Origin of the sequence: Sphingomonas sp. 1185 (genome assembly GCF_040544655.1) — a bacterium.
Lineage (GTDB): Bacteria > Pseudomonadota > Alphaproteobacteria > Sphingomonadales > Sphingomonadaceae > Sphingomonas.
This window is the reverse complement of the sequence record NZ_JBEPKL010000001.1, coordinates 108,422-122,698: the sequence shown is the minus strand read 5'-3', so window position 1 is coordinate 122,698 and position 14,277 is coordinate 108,422. Positions and strand designations below refer to the sequence as shown.

Annotated in this window: 9 protein-coding genes; all 9 read right to left on the bottom strand. The window is 66.8% G+C overall.

The window, feature by feature from the left end; all coding sequences use genetic code 11:
• Positions 1-67 precede the first annotated feature (67 nt).
• Positions 68-3,178: a response regulator gene (locus tag ABIC44_RS00570; RefSeq protein ID WP_354293042.1), complete on the bottom strand. Its 3,111-nt coding sequence runs from the start codon at positions 3,176-3,178 to the stop codon at positions 68-70.
• A gap of 78 nt (positions 3,179-3,256) precedes the next feature.
• Positions 3,257-3,892 (bottom strand): retropepsin-like aspartic protease family protein, encoded by a 636-nt coding sequence (locus ABIC44_RS00565; RefSeq protein ID WP_354293040.1) that lies wholly within the window; start codon positions 3,890-3,892, stop codon positions 3,257-3,259.
• 88 nt (positions 3,893-3,980) lie between these two features.
• Positions 3,981-4,169 (bottom strand): hypothetical protein, encoded by a 189-nt coding sequence (locus ABIC44_RS00560; protein ID WP_309695581.1) that lies wholly within the window; start codon positions 4,167-4,169, stop codon positions 3,981-3,983.
• A gap of 85 nt (positions 4,170-4,254) precedes the next feature.
• Positions 4,255-4,851 carry a DNA-3-methyladenine glycosylase gene (locus ABIC44_RS00555; RefSeq protein WP_354293039.1) on the bottom strand — a complete coding sequence of 199 codons (597 nt, stop codon included), beginning with the start codon at positions 4,849-4,851 and terminating at the stop codon, positions 4,255-4,257.
• On the bottom strand, positions 4,848-6,152 hold the full coding sequence (gene pncB, locus ABIC44_RS00550) for a nicotinate phosphoribosyltransferase (RefSeq protein WP_354293038.1): 1,305 nt from the start codon (positions 6,150-6,152) through the stop codon (positions 4,848-4,850). The genes ABIC44_RS00555 and pncB overlap by 4 nt, the downstream gene beginning before the upstream one ends.
• 2 nt (positions 6,153-6,154) lie before the next feature.
• Positions 6,155-8,560, bottom strand: coding sequence for a malto-oligosyltrehalose synthase (gene treY, locus ABIC44_RS00545; RefSeq protein WP_354293036.1), 2,406 nt, complete (start codon positions 8,558-8,560; stop codon positions 6,155-6,157).
• Between the two features lie 25 nt (positions 8,561-8,585).
• The gene (malQ, locus tag ABIC44_RS00540; protein ID WP_354293035.1) at positions 8,586-10,484 is read right to left on the bottom strand and encodes a 4-alpha-glucanotransferase; all 1,899 of its coding nucleotides are present in this window, start codon (positions 10,482-10,484) and stop codon (positions 8,586-8,588) included.
• On the bottom strand, positions 10,481-12,175 hold the full coding sequence (gene treZ / locus ABIC44_RS00535) for a malto-oligosyltrehalose trehalohydrolase (protein WP_354293034.1): 1,695 nt from the start codon (positions 12,173-12,175) through the stop codon (positions 10,481-10,483). The genes malQ and treZ overlap by 4 nt, the downstream gene beginning before the upstream one ends.
• On the bottom strand, positions 12,172-14,274 hold the full coding sequence (gene glgX, locus ABIC44_RS00530) for a glycogen debranching protein GlgX (protein ID WP_354293032.1): 2,103 nt from the start codon (positions 14,272-14,274) through the stop codon (positions 12,172-12,174). Before glgX ends, treZ begins: the two co-directional genes overlap by 4 nt.
• Between the last annotated feature and the right edge of the window lie 3 nt (positions 14,275-14,277).

Here is a 14,277-nt window from a genome sequence, read left to right as displayed (position 1 = left end):
TTCGTCCGGGCTCCCCTGCCGCCCCCCTCCGGCATGAGCCCGATCGAAGGGGGTGGGCGGTCCGACCTCAGGGTCGGGCCGCCTGCTCCGTAACATCCAGCCGTCCCCGGATCGCGTTGAGCAGCTGCCCCGCCGAATAGGGCTTCGTCAGCAGCGCCGCGTCCAGTTCCGCCGCATCGCCCGCCATTCCGCCGTCGCCCGTCGCGAACACGATCGACAGCGTCGACCGCAATTGCCGCGCCCGTCCCGCCAGTTCGATTCCCGATTCGCCCGGCAGGTTGATGTCGGTCACCAGCACGTCGATCTGCGCCGTCTGAAGCGCGGTCATCGCTTCCTCGGCGGTCACGGCATGGACCACGACGAAGCCCGCTTCCTGCAACACCTCGGCCGTATTGGCGCGGATCAGATCGTCATCCTCCACCAGCAGGATGGTCTGTCCGTCGTGGAGCGGATGGACGACCGGCTGGCTGTCGACCGGGTCGCCCGGGGCGGCGTGGCCCGCATCGTCCCTGGGCATCTTGCGTTGCCGCTGATTGGCCAGGACATGGCGGAACTTCCGCGCCAGCGCCTCGCGGGTATAGGGCTTGGACAGCAGCTCGACGCCCTTGTCCAGCCGTCCGCCATGGACGATCGAATTCTCGGTATAGCCGGAAGTGAAGAGCACCGCGATATCGGGCAGCCGCTCGCGCGCCTTGCGCGCCAGTTCGGGGCTTTTCAGCGTGCCGGGCATGACGACATCGGTGAAGAGCATGTCGATCGGAATGCCGCTTTCGATGACGTTGAGCGCGCTTTGCGCGTCGACCGCCTTCAGGACGCGGTAACCCAGGTCCGACAGCAGCTCGACCACGGTCGCGCGCACCTCGGCATCGTCCTCGACGACCAGCACGGTTTCGGTGCCGCCGGTGATCGGGCCGGTGTCGACCGCCACCTCGACATCCTCGGCCTCCATCGCGCGCGGCAGATAGAGCTTGATCGTGGTGCCGTGGCCGACCTCGGAATAGATCTTCACATGGCCGCCCGACTGTTTGACGAAGCCATAGACCATCGACAGGCCCAGCCCCGACCCCTTGCCCTCGCTCTTGGTCGAGAAGAAAGGCTCGAACACCTTTTGGATGATGTCCTCGGACATGCCGCTGCCGGTGTCGGACACCGCCAGCATGACATATTGGCCCGGCACCACCTCGTCATGGGTGCGCGCATAGGCGTCGTCGAGATGTGCATTGCCCAGCTCGATGGTCAGCTTGCCCTGACCATCCATCGCGTCGCGCGCGTTGATCGCCAGATTCAGCAGCGCATTTTCGATCTGGGCGGGGTCGATGAAGGTGTTCCACAGGCCGCCACCGACGATCGTCTCGATCTCCACGCCCTCGCCGATCGCACGGCGCAGCATGTCGTCCATGCCCTGCACGAAACGGGTGACGTTGACGACCTTGGGCTCCAGCGCCTGCCGCCGCCCGAAGGCCAGCAATTGCGACGCCAGCTTCGAGCCCCGCGAGACGCCCGCCATGGCGTTGGCGACCCGTTGCTCGGCGCGGCTGTTGCCCGCCACGTCCTTGCCGAGCAGCTGGAGATTGCCCGACACGACCTGAAGCAGATTGTTGAAGTCGTGCGCGACGCCGCCGGTCAGCTTGCCGATCGTCTCCATCTTCTGCGCCTGGGCCAGCTTCATCTCGGCCTGGCGGCGCTCGGCGATCTCCTCGATGACGCGGCTTTCCAGCGTCTCGTTGAGCTGGCGAAGCTGCGCCTCGGCGCGTTCGCGGTGATGGACCTGACGCGCCAGCACATTGGCCTGGTCGCGCAGCGCCTGTTCGGCCGCGCGCTGCTCGGTGATGTCGGTATGCACACCGACCCACTCGACCAGTTCGCCATCGGTCCCGATGATCGGCAGGCCCCGGATCGCATAGGTGCGCCATTCGCCGTCATGGCGACGGACGCGGTGTTCGTGAACGAACATGCCCTTGGCGGCCACCGCCTTGTTCCAGGCGACGATGCTATCCGCCGCATCGTCCGGATGGACGGCATTCGCCCAGCCGAAATTCTGATATTCCTCGCGGGTCTGGCCGGTGATCGCGGCCCAGCCGGGCTGCTCGCCGACCATCCGTCCATCGGCGCTGTTGGTCCACAGCACCCCGTGGACGGCGTCCATCGCAGCGCGGAACCGGCGATTGCTGCGCTCGATCACTTCGGCATGGCGCATCCGCTCATCGACATCGAAGACCAGGATATGAAAGCCGACGACCGCGCCCTGTTCGTCCCGCCGGGGAATATAGCGCGTCTCGGCGCGCCGATGGCTGCCGTCGCGATGCTGGATCCGGACATCGGCGACGACCGTCTCGCCCGCCAACGCCCGCTCGATCAACGGGCGCCGCTCGGCATAATCCTCGTCGGTCAGCACGTCGCTGATCCGCGTTCCCAGCATGGCGTCGGGGTCGACGCCCAGGAACTCGCGGTAATAGCTGTTGGCGAAGCGATAGCGTTCCTCGCGATCGACAAAGGCGACCAGCACGGGCAGCGAGTCGGTGATGACGCGCAGCTCGGCCTCGCTCTCCGCCAGCCGCCGCTCCGCCGCGACCCGCCCGGTATTCTCGACGACGGTGCACATCACCCCGCCGACATCGCCATGGTCGAGATAGACCGGCGTATAATAGAGGTCGAACACCACCTCTTCGGGCTGCCCTGCGCGGGTGACGATCAGCTTCTGATCGTGAAAGGCCAGATCCTCGCCCTGGAATCCGCGCGACAGGATATCGCGATTCCAGTCCCATATTTCGGGCCAGACCTCCGGCACCAGGCCACCGAACGCCGAGGGATGGCGCGGCCCGGCGATAGTGCGATAGGAGTCGTTATAGATCATCACATGATCCGGACCCCACATCAGGACCTTGGCAATCGGCGAGTGGACGATGTTCGCCACGGTCGTGCGCAGCGCGGCGGGCCAGCCGCCGATCGCCCCCAGCGCCGTGGCGGCCCAGTCATGATCGCGCACCCGCTGCCCGCATTCGCCGCCGCCGACCAGCCAGGCGGTCGCCTCGTCGAAAGGCTGCTCCGCGCGCAGCCGCTCGAGCGCCGCGACCAGCAGCGCGTGCTCGTCGGGAAAACGGCCGGTTTCAATGGCATGGACGACATATCGGTCGAGCTGCGCCGGGAGCGGCAGCATTCGCGACAGGGGAGTGTTCATGGATTGACGCATGGGTAAGCTAAACCGCCAAGTCAATCGGCGGTGTCGCCGATTGCACTGATTTCCATCATCTTCTTGTCATGATAGCGATGACCGGTGGGTTAATGGCTGTGGGTGGTGCGGCTCCAGGATCAGCGTCGATCCCTCGACCCGCCAGCTCTTGAGCCGCGACAGGAAGTTCATGCCCAGCACGTCCGTCTCGCCGAATGCGGGGGAGATGACGACGGGGATGCCGTCGGCACGGATCGTACCGATCTCCAGCGTCTTCACGCGTCCGGTCTGCGCGCGGATCATGCCGTTGGCCGTGTTGAGCACCACGGGGAAGACCGGGGCGGACGGTCGCAGCCCGGCGGCGCGCGCAGTGTCGGTCGACAAGGCGGTCAGCGTCGCGCCGCTGTCGACCAGCATCCGTCGGCTGACTCCGTCGAGCGTGACCCGTGCCCAGAAATGCCCGTCCGGCGACATCCGGATGCGTACCGTGTCACCCATGACGCTCTGGTCCTGCAGATTGAGGACCTGCATCACCCGCTGGATATAGGGATCGAACTGCTCGCGCTGTTGCAGCACGACCAGAAGCAGGCCGCCCAGCACCAGCCAGCTTACCAGGTTGATCGCCAACCGCAGGAACGGCACGCGACGCGCGACGATGCCTGCGACGACGATCGCCACGACGACGAGCAGCAAGGGCGTGGGGATGCCCCAATCGACAAACATGAAACCGCTATATCCTTGTCGGGCCAGGGAAAGGCCGGATTAGGCTATATCGCGGAATCCGTCTGTACCGTTGCTGACCGTGACGCGATCAGCCCTGATCCGCAACCCCGACATCGGACGCGCTGAAACGCTGGCCGCCATACCAGCGGCGGAAGCTGCCGTCGGGTTGACGGAAATAGCGATTGCCGTTGTGAAGAACTGGTGCGCCCAGCGAACGATAGGCCGCCCAGACGCCATAGACCATGGCGACCACCGCCAGGACCTTGATCCACTCCATCGACTCGTCCCCTTATCGTTATCCCAGGGAGGCTCGCGACAAATAGGTGTGAGATCAAGCAAAATAGATGCTGCGGCGCATGGCATTACTTGCCCGATCGATGCTGCACCGCGACAAGATCTTGCGGAAATGGGCGGCTCAGCCACGGAGATCCGGCAATACCGAACCGGCGGGGGCGTTCCGCAGCGCGGGTAATGCCGATGCGCGGTCCGCTGACGATCGTGATATCGGTGGCGGTCGGAAGCAGATGAAAAGGCGGCGCGCCGAGAAAGGCCCCGTCCAGGCCCTGGTCGACGCCCAGTGCCGCGCACAGCCGCCCAGGTCCGGCGCAAAGCTGTTTGATGGTGACCCGCCCGCCGCGCCGCCGGTGCATGACATCCAGGCCATGGAGCGGCTCGATGGCGCGGATGAGGACGGCGCTGCCCGGTGTGCCGCAGACGATGTTGAGGCAATGATGCAGCCCGTAGATGCGATAGACATAGGCATGGCCGACCGCCCCGAACATCGCCGCGTTGCGTGCGGTCCGGCCGGCGAAGCTGTGCGAGGCCGGATCGGCGGCGTCATAGGCCTCGGTCTCCACGATCGGACCGCCGACGCCGTCCAACAGTAGGGTCACGCCAAGCAGCGCGCGGGCGACGACATCGACCTCCTGCCCGTAAAAGTCGGGCGGCAGCATCATCATACCTCGGTCGTGCGGGCCTTTCGCCCGTCATTGCCAAAGACGCCCAGATAGCGCGCGATCTCCGCGGGATCGCCATTGGCCTTAGCCGGATTGTCGGAGAGCTTGACGGCAGGACGGCCATCCACCTCTACGACCTTTGCGACCAGCGAGATCGGCTCCAGCCCCGGCAGCCCGTCGGGATCGCAATCGCGGAAGTCGTTGGTCAGGTTGGTCCCCCAGCCAAAGCTCATCCGGACGCGGCCGTTGAAATGCCGATAGGTCCGCTCGATCGTGTCGACGTCCATGCCATCGGAAAAGATCAGCAGCTTCTCGCCCGGATCGCGGCCATGCTGGCGCCACCAGTCCAGGATCGCCTCGCCCGCTTCGATCGGCGGCGCGCTGTCGGGTCGGAAGCCGGTCCAGTCGGCGACCCAATCGGGTGCATCGCGCAGGAAGGCGGCGGTGCCGAACGCGTCGGGCAGGACGATCAGGAGGTTGCCATGATAATGCTGCCGCCATTCCCGAAGGACGCGGTAGGGGGCCTGGCGCAGCTCGTCGTCGGTCCGCGCCATCGCCGCGACCGCCATGGGCAGCTCATGCGCGTTGGTGCCGATCGCCTCCAGATCATTGTCCATCGCCAGCAGCACGTTCGAGGTGCCGATCAGCCGGTCGCCAAGCCCTTCCTTCAGCGCCTCCACGCACCAGCGCTGCCACAGGAAACCATGGCGTCGCCGCGTGCCGAAGTCGGAAATGGCCAGATCGGGAAGCGCCCGCAGCCGCTCGACCTTGCCCCACAGCTTGGCCTTGGCGCGGGCATAGAGGATGTCGAGCGCGAAGCGGCCCTTGGCATGCAGCGCCGCACGGGCACGCAGTTCGTTGACGATGGCGAGCGCGGGGATTTCCCACATCGTCGTCGCGCACCAGGGGCCGTGAAAGCGCAGCTCGAACTGGCCGTCGCGGCGGCTCAACTCGTATTCGGGAAGCTGGAAATCGGCCAGCCATGCCAGGAATTCCGGCGCGAACATCCGGGTCTGGCCGTAGAAGCTGTTACCCGCCAGCCAGATCAATTCCTTCTTCGTGAAGCGCAACGTCCGGGCATGGTCCAACTGCGCGCGCAGCTCCGCCTCGTCGATGACGTCCGCCAGGCGAACCGATCGCGTCCGGTTGTGGAGCGCGAAGGTCGCCTGCGTATCCGGATAAAGGTTCCGGATCATCTGCAGCATCAGCAGCTTGTAGAAATCGGTGTCCAGCAGGCTGCGGACGATGGGATCCAGCCGCCAGCCATGGTCCCATGTCCGTGTCGCGATATCGGTGACGGCCATGCCTATCCTTTGCCGGTGCCGGGACGGACGTCATACCAGACTGGCCCGTCCGCCAGCAAATCGGCCAACAGACGGGGGCCGTCCGCCAGCATCACGGCGGTATCCCGCCAGTCGACCTGGCCCTGCGCATCCATCAGCGGGGCCAGGCGAAGCCCCATGACGCAGGTCAGCACCGCATCGCCGTGCCGCCGCTCGAACGCGATCACCCGGACACGGCCATGCCCCTTGACGGGAAGCGGCCGGTAATCGCCCTCGGCAAACAGCGCGGGGTATCGACGGCGCACGCCAAGCAATCCGGCGAGCAGGTCCAGCTTCGCATTGCCGCCTTCCGCCAGCGCCTGTTCGCGGGCGCGATAGTCGACCGGACGACGATTGTCGGGATCGACCAGGCTGAGATCGGCGAACTCCGTACCCTGATAGCAATCTGGTATCCCCGGCACCGTATAGCGCAGCGCCAGTTGCACCAGCGAATTGGCCGAGGCCGCCGGTGCTATCCGCCGCAGCAGGTCGTGCAGCCGTGCTCGAAACGGCTCACCCTCCGCGCCGTCGATCAGCGCTTCGGCCAGAGCGTTGCAGCGCCCCTCATAATCCTCGTCCGGGGCTTCCCAGGACGAGCGCAGCTTGGCCTCTCGCAAGGCCTTTTCCTGCCACGCCGTCACCCGCTCCGCGAAATCGCCCAGATGCTCCGGCCGGGGCCAGGCACCGACCAGTGTCTGGACGAGCATGTACCAGTCCGCCGGATCGACCCCTTCGGACAGGGCCAGCGTGTCCTGTCGCCACCCTTCGACTGCGATGCGCCATTCGTCCGGGATTGCGCTCAACACCGCAAGGCGGGCGCGCACATCCTCGCCGCGCTTATGATCATGGGTGGCGGTGGTCAGCATGGCATGCGGGAACGTCTTGGCTCTTCCGGACATCCGATCGTGAAAGGCCGCGATCGGCAGGCTCATCCGCCCCGCATCGAACCCGACATCGTTGCGCGAGAGCAAGACGCCGTGCCGATAAAAGGCGGTGTCCTCGACCGCCTTGGCGGCGATCGGCGCGGACAATTGCTGGAAACGGCGCACCGCCTCGGCCAGCAGGGCGCGGTCTGCGTCACCTTCACCCGCCAGCCAGGCGAGGATCTGGTCGACCACGAAGGTTTCGCCCGGCGGGATGAAACGCTCGACCCGTGACCGGGCCTGCCCACGCACCTCGGCATCCGTCGCGGGCGCGTCGGGGCCGTAGGTACGATACACCGGGAAGACCCACAGCAGGCGCTCGATCGCGCGGCGGAGCATCGCGGTCGTGATCGCCCCCTCCAGCGCAGGGTCGGATGCCGTCAGCGCGGCAAAGGCCGCGACGCATCCGTCCAGCTGTCCTGCGAACTGCCAGGCGAGCAGATCCTGCCGCGCCTGCAATTCCTCGGGCGCGAAATCGGCTGATCGTCCGCTCAGCTGCGCCCAGAGTTCGGCGAGCGGTCGCGTACCTTCCGGTGCATGGAGAAGGGCGGCGACCTCTTCCATGAAATCATAGCCGCTGGTGCCGTCGACACCCCAGTCGCGCCCCATCGCCTCGTCAGCGCCCAGGATCTTCTCCACCACGATATAGGCGCGGTTGCCGTCGTCGCGGGGGATGGCATCGAACCGCGCGCGCAGTTTCCGGCCATAGCCGATCGGGTCGGTCAGCCCGTCGATATGGTCGATCCGCACGCCGTCGATCAGCCCCTCGGCATAAAGGCGGAAATAGAACGCATGGGTCTCCTCGAAGACAGCATCGTCCTCCACCCGAAGCCCGGCCAGTTCGTTGATCGTGAAGAAGCGCCGCCAGTTGAGTTCGTCATTGGACACGCGCCACGAGGCCAGCCGGTAATGCTGGCGGTCGAGCAGTTCGGCGATCGGCAGGATTTCGGCCTCGTCCTGATCGGCGTCGCGGATCGGCAGGCGGTGTTCGCCATAGGCGACGACTTCCGCCCGTCCGTCGGTCCGCTCGACGGTGATCTGTCCTTCGGCCAGGACGTGGGAGAGCTGGTCGCCCAGGATGGGTAGGACGAGCCTGCGCGACCAGTCGATGTCGAAGAGCCGGGCATAGCGGCTGTCGGGCCCCGCGCGCAGCACGTCGTTCCACCATTCGTTACCGCCGCCCGCCACGCCCATATGGTTGGGCACGATATCGATGATGACGCCCATGCCTCGCGCCCGCGCCGCCAGGGCCAGTGACCGGAAGCCATCCTCACCCCCCAGTTCGGGATTGATCCGCGTCGGGTCGATCACGTCATAGCCGTGCATCGACCCCGCCGTGGCCGTGGTGATCGGCGAGGCATAGACATGGCTGATACCCAGTCGATCGAGATAGGGCAGCAGCGCTTCCGCACGGGCGAAGGGGAAGTCCTTGTGGAACTGGAATCGATAGGTGGCGCGCGGCGTCATGGCGACGTCCTTTGGTTCGAGCGGGTCAGCGGGCGTTGAGCGTGGCGATGCGGTCGGCGACGTCGGGGTCCGCCAGCAGCGGCTCCAGCCTGTCGGGCAGGCGGCGGCGCCAATTGGGATGCTCGTCGGTGGTGCCGGGCAGGTTGGGCTGTTCCTCCAGCGCCAGCAGATCCTCGATCGGCACGATCGCGAGCGGGCAGGGAGTGTCGGCCACCGCCGCGATCGCGGCACCGACGACGGCGGCGGGGTCGTCGGGCAGGGGGGCGGCATCGCCGATCGCCGCCCATAGCGCCTCGCGTTCGCTGTCGCGCCTCGCAGCGTCTTCGTCGGACACGGGCTTACCCGCGATCCGCGCCCGCCATTCGAGATCGCGGCCGCGCCACCATCCCGCGACCGTCGCGATGTCATGGGTTGCGGTCATCGAAATCGCCTCGGCATCCCATTTCCCCGGCGGGATGAATCCGCCAGCAGCGTCCCGCTCGAACGGCAGGACCCGCATGCCGAGCATCCCGGCCTCTGCCATCCTGTCGCGAAATCCCGGCGGCACGGTGCCCAGATCCTCGCCGATGACGATGGCGCCGCGTCCCTGATTGGCGCGGTGCGCCTCGATCTTCAGGATGCGCAGCATGTCCTCGAACGGCATCGCCAGATAGGCGCCCTGATCGGCGGCGGCGCCTTCGGGGACGACCCACAAGCGGCACAGGCCGAGCGCATGGTCGATCCGCACGCCACCGGCATGCGCGAACACGGCGCGCAGCGTGGCGATGAAGGGCGCGAACCCCTGTCTGCGCAGCGCGAAGGGCGAGAGCGCGGTGATCCCCCAATTCTGTCCGTCGGGGCCAAGCGGGTCAGGCGGCGCGCCGATGGACAGGCCGGTGAGCAGCTCGTCGGGGCGGCTCCAGGCGTCCGCGCCGTCCCCGGCCACGCCAATGGCAAGATCGGCGATCAGCCCGATCCCCATCCCGCCATCCCGCGCGGCTATGGCGGCGTCATGCAGCGTGCGGTCGGCGTGCCACTGGGCAAAGGCATGGAAGGCGATCGCATCCCGGTGCTCGTCGGCGAAGGCCCGCACCGCCGGACCGGCGAAATCACGATAATCCGCAGGCCAGTCGCGCCACCCTTGCGCACCAGTGCGGGCGTGGAAATAGCCTTGCAGCGCGTCGAACAGGGCCTGATGCTCAAGTGCTTCGCCCTGTCGATCGCGCCAGAGCTCGAAGGCGTGCCGATCCGTCCCGGCCAGCCGATCAAAGACCGCGCGAAGGTCGCGCATCCGGTCCGGGACGGCGCTGGTCCAGTCGATCAGCTCGGGCTGATCCGGCACAGGCTCTCCCGCTGGCGCCAGCCAGACGTTGCGGAACAGGCGGCTCGACGGCGCATAGGGGCTGAACCGGCTGGCCTCGGCGGGGAAAAGGGCGTGGACCGGGCTGATCGCCAGGGCGGCGGCCCCCGCACGGGCCAAGGCACCCGCCGCCGAGGCGAGGCTCGCAAAGTCGCCATAGGCGCCGCCGCCTTCCCGAAGCGACGGGATCTGGACCGCGCTGCCCCAATGGCGTCCGGCGGGCGGTGCCGGGCAGCGAAGCGGGGCGACGGCGACCGTCACGAAACGGTCGTCCTGCTCCAGTCGATGATAACCCCATGACGTCGGCGCGGGGAGCGACACCCGGTCGGCATGGCCGGTCAGGACGACCGCGCAAGTCTCGCCATCTTCCAGGATCAGCCGTGCATTCCCCGCCCGCCAACCCGGTGGCAGCAGGACGGCATCGCCCAGATCGGTGGAGACGAACGTCTCCTCCCCGACCTCGGTATCCAGCCGGTCGAGGATCGCGCCTAGCGCTTCATCCGAGACCTGCTGGTCCCGGCCCTTGGCATCCTGCCACGCGATCGACAGACCGGCGGCTTCGGCGCGGGCGTGAAGGTCGCTCATCGTGCGATCCATGCGGCGAAGCGGTCGCCTTCGCGAAAGATCAGTTCCGCCTCCTCGTCACCGATCGGCGACGGCGCGTCGCCTAGATCGATCGCGATGGTCAGCGTCGCGCCATCCCCCATCCGCCAGCGGGCCTTGACCGCCGCCGGGCCGCAGACCTCCGCCGCCAGCCCGACCGTATCCTTCAGCCGCGGCACGATATGCGCATGGCGAAGGCTCAGCAATTCGCGGTACAGCGCCCGCCACTCGCCCGCCTGCGGTCCCGGCTCGGGGACCGACGCCTCGAAGGTCGAGCGCGCATTGGGGTCGGGAATGCGCGCGCGTGCCGCCTCGTCGGCAAAGGCGTCGAACTTCGCGAATTCGCGGCGACGCCCCTCGCGCACCGCATCGGCCAGTTCGTCATGGAAATCGGTGAAGAACAGGAACGGACTCTCGCTCCCCTCATCCTCGCCCATGAACAATAGCGGGATCTGCGGCCCGAGCAGCAGCAGCGCGGTCGCCGCGCGCAGCCGTTCGCGGTCGGTCAGCCGGATCAGCCGCTCGCCCATCGCCCGGTTGCCGACCTGGTCGTGGTTCTGGAGGAACGCGACGAAGGCGGTGCTGGGCAGGTCGCCCGACGGCTTGCCACGCGGCTTGCCGTCATGGTTGGGCGAACCCTCGCCCTGATAGATGAAGCCTTCCTTCAGGCAGCGTGCCAGCCGCTCGGCGGGACGATCCGCGAAGTCGCCATAATAGGCGCTCGTCTCTCCCGTCAGCAGGACATGGAGGACGTTGTGGAAATCGTCGTTCCACTGCGCGTCATAGCCACCCGGCGTCAGGCGGTCCGCATCGTTCTTCTCGTTTTCCAGCACGAGATGGACATGCCGCTCGGGCAGGGCGGCGCGGATTTCGGCGGCCATCCGGTCCAGGAAGCCGTCATTCTCGATCGCATGGACCGCGTCGAACCGCAGCCCGTCGATCCGATAGTCGCGCAGCCACATCAGGGCGTTGTCGACGAAGTAGCGATGCACCGGATCGGCATCGACCGCCACCGCGCCGCCCCAGGGCGTATCGACATCCTGATGGAAGAAGGCACCGGCATAGGTGCCCAGATAATTCCCGTCCGGCCCGAAATGGTTGTAGACCACGTCGAGAAAGACCGAGAGGCCCAGCGCATGCGCGGTGTCGACCAGCGTCTTCAGCTCGGCGGGCGAACCATAGGCTTCGGCCACCGCATAGGGCAGGACGCCGTCATAGCCCCAGTTGCGGGTGCCGCCAAAGGCGTTGACCGGCATCAGCTCGATCGCGGTGATCCCCGACGCGGCGATCGCGCCCAGCCGTTCGCGCACACCCGAAAAGCCGCCGAGCGTGCCCGCGTGCACCTCCAGCAGCACCGTCTCTTCCCAGGGACGTCCACGCCATTCGGTCGCGCTCCAGGCGAAGGACGGATCGACGACCACGCTCCAGCCATGGACGCTCCCCGACTGGAGCCGCGAGGCGGGATCGGGAACGGCAAGATCGGGCGCGACCCTGAACCGGTAGCGGGTGCCCGGCGAGGCAGGGGCCTCGCCGGTGAACCAGCCATCAGCGTCGCGCACCATGGCAACCTCGCCGCCGCCGTCGATCTCCAGCGTGACCGACGGCCGGTCCGGAGCCCACAGACGGAAGCGGGTATCCGCGCCGTCGCGCAGTTCGGGGCCCCAATGCGTCATGCCGCGATCCCATTGCGCCAGGTGACCAACACGGCACTTTGCGGCTCGACCTCATAGCTGTCGTCGATCGCGACCTCGTCCTGATCCGGCTTGGCGCTGTCGATCAGGACGGTGCGGTCGGCATGGGGCGGGGGCAGGGTGAAGGTGATCGGATCGGCCGACGCGTTGAGGAGCAGCGACACCGCCTCGACCTCGCCATCCTCGGTCACCGAGGCCCGGCGCATCATCAGCGCGCGGCCTTCCGGGTTCTGCCAGTCCTCGGGCGACAGCTGGTTGCCGCGCTCGTCCCACCATTCGATATCATTGATCCCGTGCCCCGGCGTATCCTGGCCATAGAGGAACTGGGGGGCGCGCAGCACAACGAAGCGGCGGCGCAACTCGGCCAGCCGTGCGGTGAAGGCGATCATCGTCTCGCCATCCTCCGACGCCGCCGCCTTCCAGTCGAGCCAACTGATCTCGTTATCCTGGCAATAGGCGTTGTTGTTGCCGTGCTGCGTCCGGCCGAACTCGTCGCCCGCCACGATCATCGGCGTGCCGAGCGAGGTGAGCAGCGTCGTCATCATCGACCGCATCACCCGGCCGCGCGCCGCGTTGATGCCCGGATCGTCGGTCGGCCCCTCCGCGCCCCAGTTGCGCGAGTAATTCTCGGAATGGCCGTCGCGATTGTCTTCCTTGTTGGCTTCGTTATGCCTCTCCTCGTACATGACGGTATCGGCCAGGGTGAAGCCGTCATGCGCCGCCAGCATGTTGAGGCTGGCCCAGGGGCGCCTCGCCCGCCGGTCGAACAGGTCCCCCGATCCGGCCAGTCGTGCCGCCAGATCGCCGCGCTGGCCGGGGTCGCCGCGCCAGTATTTGCGCACGGTGTCGCGATACTTGTCGTTCCATTCGGAAAAGCCGGGCGGAAAATTGCCGAGCTGATAGCCGCCGGGGCCGACATCCCAGGGCTCGGTCAGCAGCTTGAGCCGCCCCAATACCGGGTCCTGCCGCAGCACGTCGAAAAAGGCCGAGCCCGGATCGAAGCCGTCGGCCTCGCGCCCCAGCGTCAGGCCAAGGTCGAAGCGGAACCCGTCGATCCCGAAGCTGGTCGCCCAGTAGCGCAGCGAGTCCGCGACCATCTGGATCACCCGTGCCTTGGACAGGTTCAGCGTATTGCCGGTGCCGGTATCGTTGATCGTATAGCGCGGCTGATCCTGGACCAGCCGGTAATAGCTGGCATTGTCGAGACCGCGCCACGACAGGGTCGGGCCCTTTTCCGAACCTTCGCAGGTGTGATTGTAGACGACATCGAGGATCACCTCGATCCCCGCCTTGTGAAGCCGGTGGACCGCACGGCGAAGCTCGTCCTGCGTATCGGTCGCGAAATAGGCCTGTTCGGGCGCGAAGAAGCCGAGGGTGTTATAGCCCCAGTAATTGCGCAGTCCCTTTTCCTGAAGGAAACGGTCCTGGGTGAAGCTGTGGATCGGCAGCAGTTCGATAGCGGTGACGCCGATCCGCTTCAGATGCTTGATGACCGCCGGATGGCCGAGCCCGGCATAGGTGCCCCGCTCGCGCGGCGGCACCAGTTCCATCAGCTTGGTCAGCCCCTTGACGTGCGCTTCGTAGATGACCGTTTCGGACCAGGGCGTGCTGGGCTTCACGTCGCGCGACCAGTCGAAATGATCGTCCACCACCACCGCTTTGGGCATGGCGGCGGCGCTGTCGCGCTTGTCGAAGCTCAGATCCTCCTTCTTGGAACGGATCTGATAGCCGTGCAGCGCATCGGTCCATTTGATCTCGCCATGCAGCTTGCGCGCATAGGGGTCGAGCAACAGCTTGTTGGGGTTGAAGCGGTGTCCGGCCTCCGGCTCATAGGGACCATGCGCGCGATAGCCATAGAGGAGGCCGGGCCCGACATCGGACAGATAGCCGTGCCACACCTCGTCCGTGCATTCGGGCAGCGTATAGCGGCGCAACTCGCGCTTGCCCTGGGGGTCGAAGATGCAGAGTTCGATCCGGTCGGCATTGGCGGAGAAGACGGCGAAGTTGACGCCTTCGCCATCGAACGTGGCACCCAGCGGATGGGGCGAACCGGCAAGCATCTGGTCGGGCAAAGCGGTCAAAGA

What these genes read in the sequence shown, in the direction of transcription:
- ABIC44_RS00570 (WP_354293042.1), bottom strand. Translation starts at nt 3,178, where the DNA reads ATGAACACTCCCCTGTCGCGAATGCTGCCGCTCCCGGCGCAGCTCGAC.
- ABIC44_RS00565 (WP_354293040.1), bottom strand. Translation starts at nt 3,892, where the DNA reads ATGTTTGTCGATTGGGGCATCCCCACGCCCTTGCTGCTCGTCGTCGTG.
- ABIC44_RS00560 (WP_309695581.1), bottom strand. Translation starts at nt 4,169, where the DNA reads ATGGAGTGGATCAAGGTCCTGGCGGTGGTCGCCATGGTCTATGGCGTC.
- ABIC44_RS00555 (WP_354293039.1), bottom strand. Translation starts at nt 4,851, where the DNA reads ATGATGATGCTGCCGCCCGACTTTTACGGGCAGGAGGTCGATGTCGTC.
- pncB (WP_354293038.1), bottom strand. Translation starts at nt 6,152, where the DNA reads ATGGCCGTCACCGATATCGCGACACGGACATGGGACCATGGCTGGCGG.
- treY (WP_354293036.1), bottom strand. Translation starts at nt 8,560, where the DNA reads ATGACGCCGCGCGCCACCTATCGATTCCAGTTCCACAAGGACTTCCCC.
- malQ (WP_354293035.1), bottom strand. Translation starts at nt 10,484, where the DNA reads ATGAGCGACCTTCACGCCCGCGCCGAAGCCGCCGGTCTGTCGATCGCG.
- treZ (WP_354293034.1), bottom strand. Translation starts at nt 12,175, where the DNA reads ATGACGCATTGGGGCCCCGAACTGCGCGACGGCGCGGATACCCGCTTC.